Source organism: Eleftheria terrae, from assembly GCF_030419005.1.
GTDB classification, from domain to species: Bacteria; Pseudomonadota; Gammaproteobacteria; order Burkholderiales; family Burkholderiaceae_C; genus Caldimonas; species Caldimonas terrae.
Genome location: NZ_CP106951.1, coordinates 3594472 through 3608289, shown reverse-complemented (window position 1 = coordinate 3608289; position 13818 = coordinate 3594472). Strand labels below are relative to the sequence as shown.

Annotated in this window: 13 protein-coding genes; 7 read left to right on the top strand and 6 right to left on the bottom strand. The window is 70.1% G+C overall.

All coding sequences use genetic code 11. The annotated features are described in order from the left end of the window. Positions 1-353: 353 nt before the first annotated feature. A complete protein-coding gene (locus tag N7L95_RS15965) occupies positions 354-2105 on the top strand; it encodes a S8 family peptidase (protein ID WP_301256246.1) in 1752 nt (583 codons plus the stop codon). Positions 2106-2250: 145 nt separating this feature from the next. On the opposite strand, the gene N7L95_RS15960 is transcribed toward N7L95_RS15965, so the two are convergent. Together N7L95_RS15960 and N7L95_RS15955 are read right to left on the bottom strand one after the other, a co-directional pair. Then, positions 2251-2508, bottom strand: coding sequence for a hypothetical protein (locus N7L95_RS15960; RefSeq protein ID WP_301256245.1), 258 nt, complete (start codon positions 2506-2508; stop codon positions 2251-2253). A 24-nt stretch (positions 2509-2532) separates the two neighbouring features. Further along, on the bottom strand, positions 2533-2787 hold the full coding sequence (locus tag N7L95_RS15955; RefSeq protein WP_301256244.1) for a hypothetical protein: 255 nt from the start codon (positions 2785-2787) through the stop codon (positions 2533-2535). Between the two features lie 103 nt (positions 2788-2890). On the opposite strand from N7L95_RS15955, the gene N7L95_RS15950 reads away from it, so the two are divergent. Then, a complete protein-coding gene (locus N7L95_RS15950; protein WP_301256243.1) occupies positions 2891-3862 on the top strand; it encodes a LysR family transcriptional regulator in 972 nt (323 codons plus the stop codon). 36 nt (positions 3863-3898) lie between these two features. Here N7L95_RS15950 and N7L95_RS15945 read toward each other — a convergent pair whose 3' ends face one another. Together N7L95_RS15945 and N7L95_RS15940 are read right to left on the bottom strand one after the other, a co-directional pair. Beyond that, positions 3899-5215, bottom strand: a complete 1317-nt coding sequence (locus tag N7L95_RS15945; RefSeq protein ID WP_301256242.1) for a D-amino acid dehydrogenase — start codon at positions 5213-5215, stop codon at positions 3899-3901. A 30-nt stretch (positions 5216-5245) separates the two neighbouring features. Continuing rightward, the gene (locus tag N7L95_RS15940; RefSeq protein WP_301256241.1) at positions 5246-5899 is read right to left on the bottom strand and encodes a LysE/ArgO family amino acid transporter; all 654 of its coding nucleotides are present in this window, start codon (positions 5897-5899) and stop codon (positions 5246-5248) included. Between the two features lie 73 nt (positions 5900-5972). Between N7L95_RS15940 and N7L95_RS15935 the strand changes: the two genes are divergently transcribed. The 3 genes from N7L95_RS15935 (at position 5973) to N7L95_RS15925 (ending at position 8823) form a co-directional block, all read left to right on the top strand. Continuing rightward, positions 5973-6917 carry a LysR family transcriptional regulator ArgP gene (locus tag N7L95_RS15935; RefSeq protein WP_301256240.1) on the top strand — a complete coding sequence of 315 codons (945 nt, stop codon included), beginning with the start codon at positions 5973-5975 and terminating at the stop codon, positions 6915-6917. A 2-nt stretch (positions 6918-6919) separates the two neighbouring features. Then, a complete protein-coding gene (locus N7L95_RS15930; RefSeq protein ID WP_301256239.1) occupies positions 6920-8497 on the top strand; it encodes an alkaline phosphatase D family protein in 1578 nt (525 codons plus the stop codon). A gap of 128 nt (positions 8498-8625) precedes the next feature. Then, positions 8626-8823 carry a hypothetical protein gene (locus N7L95_RS15925; RefSeq protein ID WP_301256238.1) on the top strand — a complete coding sequence of 66 codons (198 nt, stop codon included), beginning with the start codon at positions 8626-8628 and terminating at the stop codon, positions 8821-8823. A gap of 93 nt (positions 8824-8916) precedes the next feature. Here N7L95_RS15925 and N7L95_RS15920 read toward each other — a convergent pair whose 3' ends face one another. Beyond that, positions 8917-9339, bottom strand: coding sequence for a universal stress protein (locus N7L95_RS15920; protein ID WP_301256237.1), 423 nt, complete (start codon positions 9337-9339; stop codon positions 8917-8919). Positions 9340-9777: 438 nt separating this feature from the next. Then, the gene (locus tag N7L95_RS15915) at positions 9778-10716 is read right to left on the bottom strand and encodes a LysR family transcriptional regulator (RefSeq protein ID WP_301256236.1); all 939 of its coding nucleotides are present in this window, start codon (positions 10714-10716) and stop codon (positions 9778-9780) included. Positions 10717-10886: 170 nt separating this feature from the next. On the opposite strand from N7L95_RS15915, the gene N7L95_RS15910 reads away from it, so the two are divergent. Together N7L95_RS15910 and N7L95_RS15905 are read left to right on the top strand one after the other, a co-directional pair. Continuing rightward, complete coding sequence (locus tag N7L95_RS15910; RefSeq protein ID WP_301260164.1) at positions 10887-12383, top strand: CoA-acylating methylmalonate-semialdehyde dehydrogenase; 1497 nt, start codon at positions 10887-10889, stop codon at positions 12381-12383. Positions 12384-12897: 514 nt separating this feature from the next. After that, positions 12898-13818, top strand: coding sequence for an SMP-30/gluconolactonase/LRE family protein (locus N7L95_RS15905; RefSeq protein WP_301256235.1), 921 nt, complete (start codon positions 12898-12900; stop codon positions 13816-13818).

The following is a 13818-nucleotide window of genomic DNA, read 5'->3' as shown; positions in this document are numbered from 1 at the left end:
GCCTCCTCCTCCCCCCGAAAAGGGCACCGGCAAGGTGCCCTTTTTTCTGGGCGCCGCCCTGTATCGACACGAGCGATGCGCCTTGCTGGGGCAGGCCCGCGCGAGATGCTGCGCATCTGTGGCACCTGCAGCAGATGGCAAACAGTCACTTGTCATTATTGGTATTTGCTGCTTGTGAGCGCAAACTCCGGGAGCTAGGATCGCCGGCGCCCCCGCCAGGCGCCTGCCGGCAGGCGAGCTGCGGCTGCTGCCGCCTTCCCCTTGATTTGCGAGGTTCCCAGATGAGTGCTCGATTCCCAACTTCGGCCCTGTGCCGCGCCTTGCGCCGCGTCGGGCTCGCTGCCGCGGTGTGCATGGTCTTGTCTCCGCTCGCCCACGCCGGCAGCCGTGCCGAAGGAACGCCGTGGCACGCCAGCGCGGCCGCGTCTGCGCGGCCGCGGCTGGCCACCGACCAGCTGATCGTCAAGTACCGCAGCCCCTCGGCGCGGCGCCTCGGCGCCATGCTGGACCAGCGCCCGGCCACCAGCGCCGCGTTGGCGCAGTTCGACGTGCAGCTGCGGCCCGGGCGCATGCTGGGAGCCCAGACCCAGGTGCTGCGCCTGTCGCGCAAGCTGCCGGCCGAGCAGGCCGCGGAGCTGGCGCGCCGCATGAAGGCCGACGATCCTGCCATTGAGTACGCCGAGCCCGATCGCATCCTGACACTGCAGGCGACGCCCAGCGATCCCCGCTATGGCGAGCAATGGCACTACTTCGAGGCGACCGGCGGCCTCAACCTGCCGGCGGCCTGGAACAGCGCCACCGGGGCTGGTGTGGTGGTCGCAGTGATCGACACCGGCTACCGGCCGCACGCGGACCTCAAGCGCAACCTTGTCGCGGGCTACGACTTCATCGGCGACTCGTTCATGGCCAATGACGGTGACGGTCGCGACGCCGACGCCAGCGACCCGGGCGATGCCACCCTGGCCGGCGAATGCGGCGGCGGCCAGCCCTACCAGGACGAAGACAGCAGCTGGCACGGCACCCACGTGGCCGGCACGGTGGCGGCGGTGGCGGACACCACCGGCGTGGTGGGCGTGGCCTATAACGCCAAGGTGCAGCCCGTGCGCGTGCTGGGCAAGTGCGGCGGCTACCTGTCCGACATTGCCGAGGCCATCATCTGGGCCTCTGGCGGCAGCGTGACCGGCGTGCCGGCCAACGCGACCCCGGCGCGGGTCATCAACCTCTCGCTCGGCGGCGGCGGGCAGTGCGACCAGACCATGCAGGACGCGGTCAACCAGGCACGCAGCCGGCAGACGGTGGTGGTCGTGGCAGCCGGCAACTCGGCCACGGACGCGAGCAGCTTCACGCCGGCCAACTGCGAGGGCGTGGTGACGGTGGCAGCCACCAACCGCAGCGGCGCACGCAGCTACTACTCCAACTATGGCGCAGCCGTCGAAGTCGCCGCACCGGGCGGAGAAACGAGCGGCAGCGCTGCCAACGGCATCCTCTCCACCTTGAACGCCGGCCGCACCTCGCCCGGAGCCGACAGCTATGCCTTCTACCAAGGCACCTCGATGGCGAGCCCGCACGTGGCGGGTGTCGTGGCGCTCATGCTGGAGCGCAACGGCAGCCTGACACCGACCGAGGTGAGCACCCTGCTGCAGAACACCGCCCGTGCCTTTCCGGCCGCCTGCAGCGGCTGCGGCCGCGGCATCGTGGACGCGGCCGCAGCCGTCGCGGCAGCCGGTGGCGGCAGTGGCGAGCCCGGCGACGTGCTCGAGGCCGAGCCCAATGACAGCGCCGACCGCGCGCAGGTCATTGCCGCGAGCGGCAGCCAGGTGCGCGGCACCATGGGCGACGAATCGGACCGGGACTTCTACAGCGTCTCGGTCGGTGCCGGCCGCACGCTGCAGGTCGGCCTGCAGCCCAATGCCGGCTCCGACTATGACCTGTACGTGCGCGACGCCAGCGGCCGGCTGGTGGCCCGCAGCGTCAAGGGCACCGGCCAGCGCGACAGCGTCACGGTGCGCCACAGCGGCGGCAGCGCGGTGTACTCCATCGAAGTGCGCTACTACGACGGGGACACCGGCGACCAGGGCCGCTACACGCTCGACGCGAGCTTCTGAGCCGACCCGGCATGCCACGACAAAGCCGCCCGCGGGCGGCTTTTTTCATGGTCGGCGGCACACGGTGCACGCCGGAAAAGAAAAACCCGCCGCGAGCGCGGCGGGTCTTGCATCCACGGGCCTGGCTGGGCCCGGGCACCGGGGATCAACGATCCAGTTCGCCGTCGAAGCGGCAGGCGGCGGCACGCAGGTCAGCGGCGAAGCCCGGCTGGGTGCGTTCGTACTCACGGGCCATCTGCAGCACCGCCTGGACCGACTCGAAGTGGGTCGGTTCGCGATGGAACAGGCCAGCGAGCCGGCGGGCGCCCTGGTAGGCAGTGGCGAACAACTCACCCAGCGGGCGGGCGCCGCGCGGGGTGTGAGATTGGGCGCCGATGTTCAGATGGATGGTGGTGGCAGTCATGATGTACTCCTTGGCGAGATAGGTTCAGCGCGCCAGGGCAGCAGCCAGATAGGCTTGGGCAGCGGCGCGCAGCTCTGCCGCTTCAAACGGTTGGGATGCCTGGTAGCGGTCGGCCAGGCAATTCAGTTCGTGGGCCACACGGGTGGCGTGGGGCCGTTGGGCGATCGACTGACGCAGCAGCGTCCCCAGCCGGCGACCGGTGTCCACCAGCCGGGCAACGACGCCATTGGTCGCGATCACGCGGGCATCGGCATGCATGTGGGCAGTGGTGGCAGTCATGGTGGAGGTCCTTGGCGAGTCGATGGTTGGAAGTATGGGGTAAACCCTAGGTATGCCGCCAATGAATTGTGTGAATCTTAGAAATTCACCAATCTGATATCAGATGAACTTCCGGACGCTGGACCTGAACCTCTTGCGTGTCTTCGACCAGGTGATGGCGGAGCAGAACCTGACCCGGGCGGCCGAGCGGCTCGCGATGACGCAGCCCGCGGTGAGCAATGCCTTGCGGCGCCTGCGCGAGGCACTGGGAGACGACCTGCTGGTGCGCACTGCGTTTGGCGTCAAACCCACGCCCCGGGCCGAGGCGCTGTGGCCCGAGGTTCGGGCGGCACTCGCGCGCTTGCAGGACGCACTCGATCCGCCGGCGTTCGACCCGGGCGCCTCGGAGGCGACCTTCCGGCTGGCGATGGCGGACGCCACGGCAGCCACCTTGCTGCCCTCGCTGGTCGCCCGCATCGAGCAGACGCAGGCGCTCACCAACCTGCGGGTGCTGCCCCTGACCACCCGTGACCCACGGGCACTGCTCGACAAGGGGGAGGTGGACTTCGCGATCGGCTACTTCCCCGACGCGGTGGCGGCACTCACATCGCAAGGCAACGCGGCCTCGCTGCACCACCAGCGGCTGTGGGACGGGCAATACGTGTGCGTCATGCGCAAGGGCCATCCGCTGGCGGAGCAGGAGCTGACGCTCGACCACTTCTGCGCGGCCCACCACCTGTTGGTGAGCTTCTCAGGGCGAGCGCACGGCTTTGTCGACCAGGCACTGGCCAGCCTCAAGCGCACCCGGCGCATCGTGCTGACGGTGAACCAGTTCTTCACCGCCGGCCGGGTGGTGATCCATTCCGACCTGCTGACGGTGCTGCCACGCGACTTCCTGCCGGCCACCGGCTTCGAGCGCGAGCTGACCGTCAAGCCGCTGCCGCTCGCGCTCCAGGGCGTGCATGTGGAAGTACTGTGGCACCAGCGGCATGACCGCGACCCGGCACACCGCTGGATGCGCGAGCAGATCCTGGCCGTGGGCGCGCAGCGCGGTGCGCGGGAAGTGCCGGCGGCCGTGCCGGGCGAGGCCAGCTGAGCCGCAGGCGGCCAGCGCTGGCTCGCCGCCTGTGGCTCAGGCCGCCACGCGGGCGTCGCGGCGGGTCGGCGAGGCGGTGCCGCCGGCGTCCAGGAAGCCGAAGTCGAGTGCCGGGCGCCGGCCGTTCATCAACTCGGCCAGTGCACGGCCCGAGCCGGCACCGTGTGTCCAGCCGAGCGTGCCGTGTCCCGCGTTGACCCAGAGATTGGGCAGCCGGGTGCGCCCGATGTAAGGGATGTTGGTGGGCGTGCTGGGTCGCAGGCCGGTCCAGTAGTTCGGCTCGCTGGCGTCGGCAACACCGGGGAACAGCTCTTCATAGCGACGCACCAGTGCCTCGCAGCGAACGCGGGCGGTGGGCGTGTCGAGCCGGGTGTCGAAGCCGGCCAGCTCGGCCGTGCCGGCGATGCGGATGTGGTCGCCCAGGCGCGAAATGGCGATCTTGCGCGAATCGTCCAGCAGGCTGACCATGCTGGCGCGCTCCGGGTGCTTCAGCCGCAGCGTCGCGGAGTAGCCTTTGGCCGGGTAGATGTTGAGCGGCACGCCCAGCGGCCGCAGCAGCGGCGCGGTGTAGGAGCCGAGGGCCGCGACGAAGCTGTCCGCCTGCAGCACCACCGGTTGGCCGGTGCGCCGGTCGCGCAGCCGCACGCGGCTGACGCGCCCGCCCTCGGCGTCCAGCGCCAGGATGTCGTGCTCGTAGAGGAACTGCACGCCGAGCGCCTCGCAACGGCGCGCCAGCGCCTGCGTGAAGACGCGAGCGTCGCCGGATTCATCGCTCGGCGTGTAGGTGCCACCAAAGATGTTGCGCTGGAAGCTGCCGAGCGCCGGCTCGATCCTGAGCACCTCTTCGCGCGACAGCACCTTGCGGTCGACGCCGTAGCTGCGCATCAGCTCGGCACCGGCCGCACCGGCCTCGAAGTCCTTCTGCGAGGAGAAGAAATGCAGGATGCCGCGCTCCAGCCGCTGGTATTCGATGCCGGTTTCGGCCACCAGCGCCTTCAGCGCTTCATGGCTGTAGCGCCCGAGGGCCACCAGCTGGCGCACATTGCGCTCGAAGGCCGAATCGCTGCATTGCAGCAGGAAGCTCAGGCCCCAGCGCCATTGCTGCGGGTCGAGCTTGGGACGGAAGAGCAGCGGAGAATCGTCCCGCGCCAGCCATTTCAGCACCTTCAGCGGTGCATCCGCGCTGGCCCAGGGCTCGCAGAAGCAGACCGAGATCTGGGCGCCATTGGCGAAGCTGGTCTCCAAGGCAGCGTCGGCCTGGCGGTCGACCACCACCACGTCGTGCCCGGCCTGCTTCAGGTACCAGGCTGTGCTCACGCCGATGATGCCGGCGCCCAGAACGATGACCCGCATGACAAGCTCCTTGTGTGTGCTGGGTAGATTTCAGATATCGAGAGGTCGCAGGGCCAGTTGCAGCGCCATCCAGCCCATCACGCCGGCAATGCCGAGGTCGATGGCGCGCCACACGCCCGGCTGCCGCAGCCAGCGTGCCGCGGCCAGCGAGCCGAAGCCCAGCACCGAGAACCACAGCAGCGATGCAAGCCCCGCGCCGAGCACAAAGGCCAGGCGGGCCGTGGCCGCATGCTGCGCGCCCAGGGTGCCCATCAGCACCACCGTGTCGAGATAGACATGCGGGTTGAGGTAGGTCATCGCCAGCGTCGCCGCCACCGTGGGGCCGAGGCGCTGCACGGTGCCGGTGCCCACCAGGGCGGCCGCCGGCCCGCTCCAGGCACGTCGCGCCGCCCGCAGCGCGTACAGCGCCAGGAAGGCCGCGCCGCCGAAGCGACAGATCTCCAGGAACAGCGGCGAGGCAGCGATCAAGCGGCCAAGGCCGTACACCCCGACCACCGTCAGCAGCCAGTCGGACAAGGTGCACAAGGCCACCACCACGCCGACATGCGAGCGCGCCAGCCCCTGCCGCAGCACCAGCGCGTTCTGCGCGCCGATGGCGACGATCAACCCACCCATCGTCAACAAGCCCTGCAGGCCGGCCGCGGCGAACGCGGCGTCAGTGGCGGGTGTCAAAACTGCGGGCATGCCGGCATTCTCGGCAGACGGCGGGCCCGGGTGAAGCGAGATGAATATCCATCGCGTTACATTAGCTTTACTTATGCACGATTTTGATCCCGCGTCGCTCGACTGCCTGGCCGCCCTGGTCGACGAAGGCAGCTTCGAGCGGGCCGCAGCGCGGCTGTCCATCACCCAGTCGGCGGTGTCGCAGCGCCTGCGTGCACTGGAACAGCAGGTGGGCCAGCTGCTGGTGGTGCGCGCACGCCCGCTGCGGCTTACCGAGCCCGGCAAGGTGCTGCTGCGGTTCGCCCGCCAATGGCAGGCGCTGCGGGCCGACGTGGCGCGCGAGCTGGAGGAAAGCGCCACGCCGGACGAGCGCCTGCCCATTGCGGTGAACGCCGACAGCCTGGCCACCTGGGTGCTGCCGGCACTGGATCCGCTGGTGCAGCAGGGCGTCTCGCTCGAACTGGTGGTGGATGACCAGGACTTCACCCACGACTGGCTGCGCCAGGGCGCCGTGCTGGGCTGCGTCTCGACGGTGCAGCAGGCCTTGCGTGGCTGCCGGGTCGTGCCGCTCGGGGTGATGCGCTACATCGCCGTGGCCAGTCCGGCCTTCGTGGCGCGGGAGCTGCCGCAAGGCCTGACGCATGCCAACTTCGCGCACGTGCCCTTCCTCGTCTTCAACCGCAAGGACGACATGCAGGCACAGTGGGTCGGACGCGCCTTCGGGCTGCGCGCACCGCGCCTGCGCGACCGCTTCGTGCCGTCGTCCGAGGCGTATGCACGGGCCGTCCTGATGGGCTGGGGCGTCGGCGTGGTGCCGGAGTTGCAGGTGCGCGACTGGCTGGCCAGCGGCGAGCTGGTGCAGTTGCACCGCGAGGTCTGCATCGAGGTGGCGTTGCACTGGCACCAATGGAAGCTGGGCAGCGAGCAGCGGCCACAGGCACGCGCCGCCCTGCTGGATCGCATCGGCGAAGCGCTGCTGGCCGGCGCAGGGCGAGACCTGGCGTCGCCACAGGGTGCAGCCGCCGCAGGGTGCGACTGACCGTGCAGCGCCGTACCCTGCTCACCCAGCTTGGCCGCAGCGCGGCTGCGCTTGCGCTTGGCAGCCTGTTCGGTTCCTCACCGGGGCAAGGGCCGCTGCCGGACCCGTCGGAGCGCTCCTTCGCCGACTATCCCTTCACGCTCGGTGTGGCCAGCGGCATGCCGCGCCCCGACTCGATCGTGCTGTGGACCCGGCTTGCTCCGCGGCCCTACGAGCCGGGCGGCGGCCTGCGGCCGACGCCGCTGGCGGTGCGCTGGGAGCTGGCCGATGACGAGCACTTCAGCCGGCCGGTGCGTGCCGGCGAGCAGCTGGCGCGGCCCGAGCACGCGCACAGCGTGCACGTGCAGGTGGACCGGCTGGAAAGCGGGCGCGTGTATTTCTACCGCTTCATCTGTGGCGATGCCGTGAGCCCCATCGGGCGCACGCGCACCGCGCCCGCGGAAGATGCACCCGTGCAGCGCCTGCGCCTGGCGCTCGCCTCGTGCCAGCACTACGAGCAAGGCCACTACGCGGCGCACCGGGAGCTGGCGGCACGCGACCTCGACTTCGTGCTGTTCGTCGGCGACTACATCTACGAGACCAGCAACCCGACCTACATGGTGCGCCGGCACGAGGGCCGCACGCCGACCCGGCTGGACGCCTTCCGGCGCCGTCACGCGACCTACAAGCTGGACCCGCACCTGCGTGCCGCGCACGCGGCCCACCCCTGGATCCTGACCTGGGACGACCATGAGGTGGAAAACGACTATGCCGCCGACCATTCGCGCTTCGGCGGCGACCCGCACAGCTTCCTGATGCGCCGGGCGGTGGCCTACAAGGCCTATTTCGAGCACCTGCCGATCGCGCCGGGGCGCGCGCCGAACGGGCCGGCCATGCGCATCCACGACCGCTATGCCTGGGGCCGGCTGGCCGAGCTGTGGACGCTGGACGCCCGGCAATTCCGCAGCCCGCAGGCCTGCGGCGAGGACGGCCCCAACGGCGGCGGACGCCTGCTGAGCCGTTGCGCCTCGGTCGCCGACCCGGGCCGCAGCGTCTTCGGTGCCGAGCAGGAGCGCTGGCTGGACAGCGGCCTGCAGCACAGCCTGCGCAGCTGGAAACTCATCGGCCAGGCCAGCCAGATCAGCAGCTGGGGCGTCGACACGCCCTTCGGGCGCAGCATCTACAGCGATGCCTGGGACGGCTATCCGGCAGCCCGCGAGCGGCTCCTGCGCGGTATTGCACGAGGCGGCGTGCAGGACGTCATCGCCCTCGGCGGCGACGTGCACCGGCACGTGGCCGCGCAACTGCGAGCAGCGCCCAACGACCCCGGTTCGCCCATCGTGGCCAGCGAGTTCGTCACCAGCTCGCTCACCTCCCGCGGGCTGCCCGGCGTGGCAACCGCCCTCATCCGCAGCGCCAATCCCGACCTGCTGCACGCGCGCGGCGATGAACGGGGCTATGCGGTGCTGGAGTTGACGCCGCGGCAGGCGCGCTGCGAATTCCGCGCCACCGCCTTCCCGGTGGCCGAAGCGGCCCGCCTGTACACCCAGGCGGCCTTTGTCGTGGAACGTGGCCATGCCGGGGTGCAGGCCGACCTTTGAAGCGGCCGACCGCAGCCGCCGGGCATCCGCGTGAACTGCACCGCTTTTCAACCGCAACTCGCTGCGCATCCGGCTTGAAGACAGCGCACACTGAAAGCCATCCAGTGCCCTGACAGCGAGGTTTCATCATGGGCCGATTCCATTTCCCTGCATGGCTGCACCCCTTCCTGCAACGCGACCGCATGCCGTCGCACCGCGGCGAGACGCGGGGGCAGGACCCTGCCGATCAGGGCACCGAGCTGGCGCTGGAGATGCGGCTGGCCGCCGACATGCCGCCCATCCGCCGCGAGTTGGCCACCACCGGCTTCGGTGATCCGGCCGACTGAACCTGCGGCGCCCGCCCTGGCACTCAGCGCCGGGCGCGACCGGCTTCCACCGCCCGCATGCCCGGCCCAGCCGCGGCGGAGCCGGGAGGAGCTTCAGCGAATCAGCAGCACAGGCACCTTGCAGTGCGCCAGCACATTGGTGGCCACCGAGCCGAGCACCAGGTTGCGCAAGGCCGAATGGCCATGCGAGCCCATCACCACCATGCCGAACTGGCCCTTCTCGGCGGTCTTGGCAATCGCCTCGGCGGGATGGCCCACCTCGAAGCAGGTGCTGGCCTTGCGGCCGCGCGCCTCCAGGAAGGCCCGCACCGGTTGCAGCACCTTCTCGGCCTCGTCGCTGTAGTACTCGGTCAAGGTCTGCTTGTCGATGACGGCGGCCGCCCGCGGCGGCACGGCCGGCACGACGGTCAGCACCGTGAACTCCTGGCCCGGGCCGAAAGCATCTTCGTGCGTGGCCAGGTAGTCCAGCATGTGCTGGGTGTACTCACTGCCGTCCGCCGCAATCAGGATCTTCATCGCCTGCTTCCTTTCAATGGATATGTCGAATGCTGCGCAGCATCTCACGGCCCCCCGGCGTCTGCTTGATGCGCGTCAAGCGCCCCGCGTCCGGCAGGGCCGGCGATGCGACGATGCCACGTGATCCGCCATGTGGCCTGCTACGCAGCACAGTAACCAAAGCTTGCAATTTTTTTGAGGCCGCCGTGCAGCAATCTGGCTTCCTCCCCTATCTGAGGGATGTTGTGTCCGCGGGCGGACAGTACAGTTGCTTCCCAGTAGCTGTCACACGGAACTGGGATTCTCTCAATTCGGCACGTGTCTTCAAGCGCCCCAGAGCGCTACAAGGCGCGACAAGACCACCTGCTCCCAACGACGTCCTATTGAGGACTTGAAGCCCGCCCGGCCTCCGGGTGGGCTCTTTTTTTGCCTGCTCTGCGGACCTCGTCCACTGCCGCTTCACTGGCCGAAGCCGCCGGCCAGCGCGCCGCGAAGGTGGTCGACGAAGCACTGCACCGCACGCGGCACCTGGGCGCTCCAGGGCCGGATGGCGAACAGCCGCTCGCCGAAGAAGCCGACCGGACGCCACTCGGGCAACAGCTGCCGCAGCTGCCCGGAGCGCAGCCCGGACAGGGCACTGAAATCGGGCAGCAGCCCGATGCCCAGCCCGCCCAGCACCGCTTCGCGCAGCACCTCGCTGTTGTTGGCCTTCAGCGGGCCGCTGACGGGGACGCTGACGCGCTCGGCCGGCCGGCGGCCGAGCTGGCGCTCGAAAGACCAGCTCTGTGCGCCGCTGTCGCGCAGGTACAGCAGGCAGTCGTGCGCGGCCAGCTCGGCCGGCTGCTGCGGGGCGGGGCGGCGCGCCAGGTAATCGGCGTGCGCCACGAGCAGGGAGCGGGTGCAGCACAGCGGCCAGGCCACATGGGTCTCCGGCGGTGCCTGGGTGTGGCGTATGGCCAGGTCGAAGCCTTCCTGGGCGAGGTTGACGAAGCGGTCGCTCAGCTCGATCTCGAGCCGGATCTCGGGATAGCGGCGCAGGAAGGCAGGCAGGGTCGGCGCGACGTGCTGCCGCCCGAGCGCCACCGGCGCCGTCACCCGCACCAGGCCGCGCGGCGTGCCGGCCAGGTCGCGCACGCTGGCGAAGCTCTGCTCGATGCGGGTGAACGAGGCCTGGATGTCGGCCACCAATTGCTGGCCAGCCTCGGTCAGACCCACCGAACGGGTCGTGCGGCGCACCAGCGGCACGCCGGCCGCCCGCTCCAGGTCGGCCACCCGGCCGCTGACCGACGCCTTGGACACGCCCAGGCGGCGGGCGGCCTGGGTGAAGCTGCGGGTCTCGGCCAGCACGGTCAGCAGGTGCAGGTCGGCCAGGACGGGTGCGATCTGGTGGGCGCTCATGAGGGGCGGCCGGAAGTCGGCCATTGTTCAGGATGCTGAACAATGTAATCAGCTCGTTGGCATTCTCAAAGCCCGGGGCGCCACCTAGACTGTGCTCACTCTCATCCCATCCCCTCTCACAGGAAGGAGCCGTCGTGGGCGCATCCGATCTCCCGTCTTCCCCCCCGTCCGTGTCCACCACCGTGCAGCACTGGATCGACGGCCGACTGGCCCCGGGCCATGGCGAACGCGTCCAGGACGTGTTCAACCCGGCCACCGGCGAGGTGGCCCGCCAGGTGAGGATGGCCTCGGCCGAGGACGTGGCCGCCGCGGTCGCAGCCGCGCAAGCGGCCTTCCCGGCATGGGCGGAGACGCCGCCGATCCGGCGCGCCCGCGTGATGCTGAAGTTCCTGGAGCTGCTGAACCAGCACCGCGACACGCTGGCCGCCCTCATCACCAGCGAGCATGGCAAGGTGTTCAGCGACGCCCAGGGCGAGGTCTCGCGTGGCATCGACGTGGTGGAGTTCGCTTGCGGCATTCCGCAGCTGCTCAAGGGCGACTACACCGACCAGGTCTCCACCGGCATCGACAACTGGACGCTGCGGCAGCCGCTGGGCGTGGTGGCCGGCATCACGCCCTTCAATTTCCCCTGCATGGTGCCGTGCTGGATGTTTCCGCTGGCCCTGGCCTGCGGCAACACCTTCGTGCTCAAGCCGAGCGAGCGCGACCCTTCGGCCGCCCTCTTCATGGCCGAGCTGCTGAAGCAGGCCGGCCTGCCCGACGGAGCCTTCAACGTGGTGCAGGGCGACAAGGTGGCCGTGGACGCGCTGCTCGAGCATCCCGGCGTGAAGGCGCTGAGCTTCGTCGGCTCCACCCCGATCGCGCAGTACCTCTACGAGCGAGGCGCCCACTTCGGCAAGCGCGTGCAAGCCCTGGGCGGTGCCAAGAACCACATGGTGGTGATGCCCGACGCCGACATGGAGCAGGCGGTGGATGCCCTGGTGGGCGCCGCCTACGGCTCGGCGGGGGAGCGCTGCATGGCCATCTCGGTGGCGGTGCTGGTGGGCGACGTGGCCGACCGCATCGTGCCGCGCCTGGCCGAGCGGGCCCGCCAGCTCAAGATCAAGAACGGCATGGAGCCCGATGCCGAGATGGGCCCCATCGTCTCGCGGCAGGCGCTCGATCGCATTTGCGGCTACATCGAGGACGGCGTGAACAGTGGCGCCCGCCTGGTCGTCGACGGCCGCGGCCTGAAGGTGCCGGGGCATGAGCAGGGCTTCTGGATCGGCGGCACGCTGTTCGACCATGTGACGCCGCAGATGCGCATCTACCGGGAAGAGATCTTCGGGCCGGTGCTGTCCTGTGTGCGCGTGAACGACTTCGCCGAAGCGGTCGAGCTGGTGAATGCCCACGAGTTCGGCAATGGCGTCGCCTGCTACACCCGAGACGGCCATGTGGCGCGGGAGTTCGCGCGCCGCATCCAGGTCGGCATGGTCGGCATCAACGTGCCCATCCCGGTGCCGATGGCCTGGCACGGCTTCGGTGGCTGGAAGAAGAGCCTGTTCGGCGACCAGCACGCCTATGGCGAGGAAGGCGTGCGCTTCTACACCAAGCAGAAGTCGGTGATGCAGCGCTGGCCGGAGGCAACGGCCAAGGGCGCCGAGTTCGCGATGCCCACCGCGAAGTAGCCGGCCCCCTGCCCTTGCAGCAGCAAGGCCAGCCGCGGCTGGCCTTTTTTACGCGCCGGCCCGTCAGGCCGGCGCCACCTGTGGGTGGGCACCAGGCGGGCACCGCTCGCACCGGGTTCCCGGCATCCGTAGTTACCCTGGCTTTTTGCCTCCTGGGCAGCCCGATCCTGCCTTCCCGTGGTGGTTGGTGCCCGGGCACCGCGATTGCTGAATCTCCCTTGCGACGAAGAGTTCACGAGCGACCTGCTGGACAGGGTGTCGCCCCAGCCGAGTGTCGGCCAGTACAAGCAGTTTGCGGATCTCACGCGATCGACCTGTCGCGCTGCCCCATTGCCACCGTGCAGGCAGCAACGCAGGACCATCTTCCGTGAGGTCGGCACTGAGCCGCAGCGATCGCGCAATCGGCCAGGCGCCGCGCCCCCGCGTGCCGGACGCTCGGGACTCTTCGTTTCGCGCCTTGCCGTGGCAGCCGCCGGGCCGGTTGTGCCAAGGCAACGACCGCTGCCTCTCGCCCATGTCCGCCGTCGAACCGCCCCAGCTCTACAGCGACCTGCTCGCAGTGTGGCGCGCCCGCGCCCGCTATGGCGACGCGCCGTGCTGGTCCGAGCGCCAGCAGGCGCTGTACTGGGTGGACACGCCAGCCCAGCGCCTCTACCGCTACACCCCCGACAACGGCCATCGCGAACGCTGGTACTTCCAGGCGCCCGTCTACGCGCTGGCCGAGCGCCAGGACGCGGACAGCCTGCTGGTGGCCCTGCCTCACGGCCTGGCCTGCTTCGATCCGCAAGCGGCGGACGGCTACGGCCGCCTCGAGCCGCTCGCCGGCACACCGTCCGTCCTGCAGGACGGCCAGCGCTGGGTGCAGGGCGGTTGCGACTCGCACGGGCGCTTCTGGGTCGGCCTGGCCCAGGCCGGCCGGCCGGCTCGCGGCCTGGCGCTGTGGCAGATGCCGGCGCACCGTGATGGCAGCCCGGCGCTGCAGGGTGAGGACACCCCCGTGCATGGCCTGGCCTGGTCGCCGGACGGTGCCACCGTGTACCTGAATGATGGCGACAGCCGGGTCTGGGCCTTCGATTTCGACGCCGGCTCGGCACAGCTGTCGGCCCGCCGTGAATGCCTGCGTTGCGACCCTGCGGAGGGCCGCCCGCGTGGCATGGCGGTGGACACGGCCGGCCGACTCTGGATCGCCCGCTGGGGCGGCGGCTGCGTCAGCTGCCACGACCCGGCGGATGGCCGTGAACTGATGCGCCTGGAGCTGCCCGCCCGGCAGGTCACCCATCTGGCCTTCGGCGGGCCGCACCGGCGCACGCTGTTCGTCTGCAGCGCCCGTGAGGGCATGGACCCGCTGCAACTGCGGGCCGAGCCGCTGGCCGGGGCCCTGTTCTCGGTGCAGACCGACGCCACCGGCCTGCCGGCCGGCCGCTACGCCGGCTGA

What these genes read in the sequence shown, in the direction of transcription:
- N7L95_RS15955 (WP_301256244.1), bottom strand. Translation starts at nt 2,787, where the DNA reads ATGACTGCCACCACTGCCCACATGCATGCCGATGCCCGCGTGATCGCG.
- N7L95_RS15940 (WP_301256241.1), bottom strand. Translation starts at nt 5,899, where the DNA reads ATGCCCGCAGTTTTGACACCCGCCACTGACGCCGCGTTCGCCGCGGCC.
- N7L95_RS15960 (WP_301256245.1), bottom strand. Translation starts at nt 2,508, where the DNA reads ATGACTGCCACCACCATCCATCTGAACATCGGCGCCCAATCTCACACC.
- N7L95_RS15905 (WP_301256235.1), top strand. Translation starts at nt 12,898, where the DNA reads ATGTCCGCCGTCGAACCGCCCCAGCTCTACAGCGACCTGCTCGCAGTG.
- N7L95_RS15915 (WP_301256236.1), bottom strand. Translation starts at nt 10,716, where the DNA reads ATGAGCGCCCACCAGATCGCACCCGTCCTGGCCGACCTGCACCTGCTG.
- N7L95_RS15945 (WP_301256242.1), bottom strand. Translation starts at nt 5,215, where the DNA reads ATGCGGGTCATCGTTCTGGGCGCCGGCATCATCGGCGTGAGCACAGCC.
- N7L95_RS15950 (WP_301256243.1), top strand. Translation starts at nt 2,891, where the DNA reads ATGAACTTCCGGACGCTGGACCTGAACCTCTTGCGTGTCTTCGACCAG.
- N7L95_RS15925 (WP_301256238.1), top strand. Translation starts at nt 8,626, where the DNA reads ATGGGCCGATTCCATTTCCCTGCATGGCTGCACCCCTTCCTGCAACGC.
- N7L95_RS15965 (WP_301256246.1), top strand. Translation starts at nt 354, where the DNA reads ATGGTCTTGTCTCCGCTCGCCCACGCCGGCAGCCGTGCCGAAGGAACG.
- N7L95_RS15935 (WP_301256240.1), top strand. Translation starts at nt 5,973, where the DNA reads ATGCACGATTTTGATCCCGCGTCGCTCGACTGCCTGGCCGCCCTGGTC.
- N7L95_RS15920 (WP_301256237.1), bottom strand. Translation starts at nt 9,339, where the DNA reads ATGAAGATCCTGATTGCGGCGGACGGCAGTGAGTACACCCAGCACATG.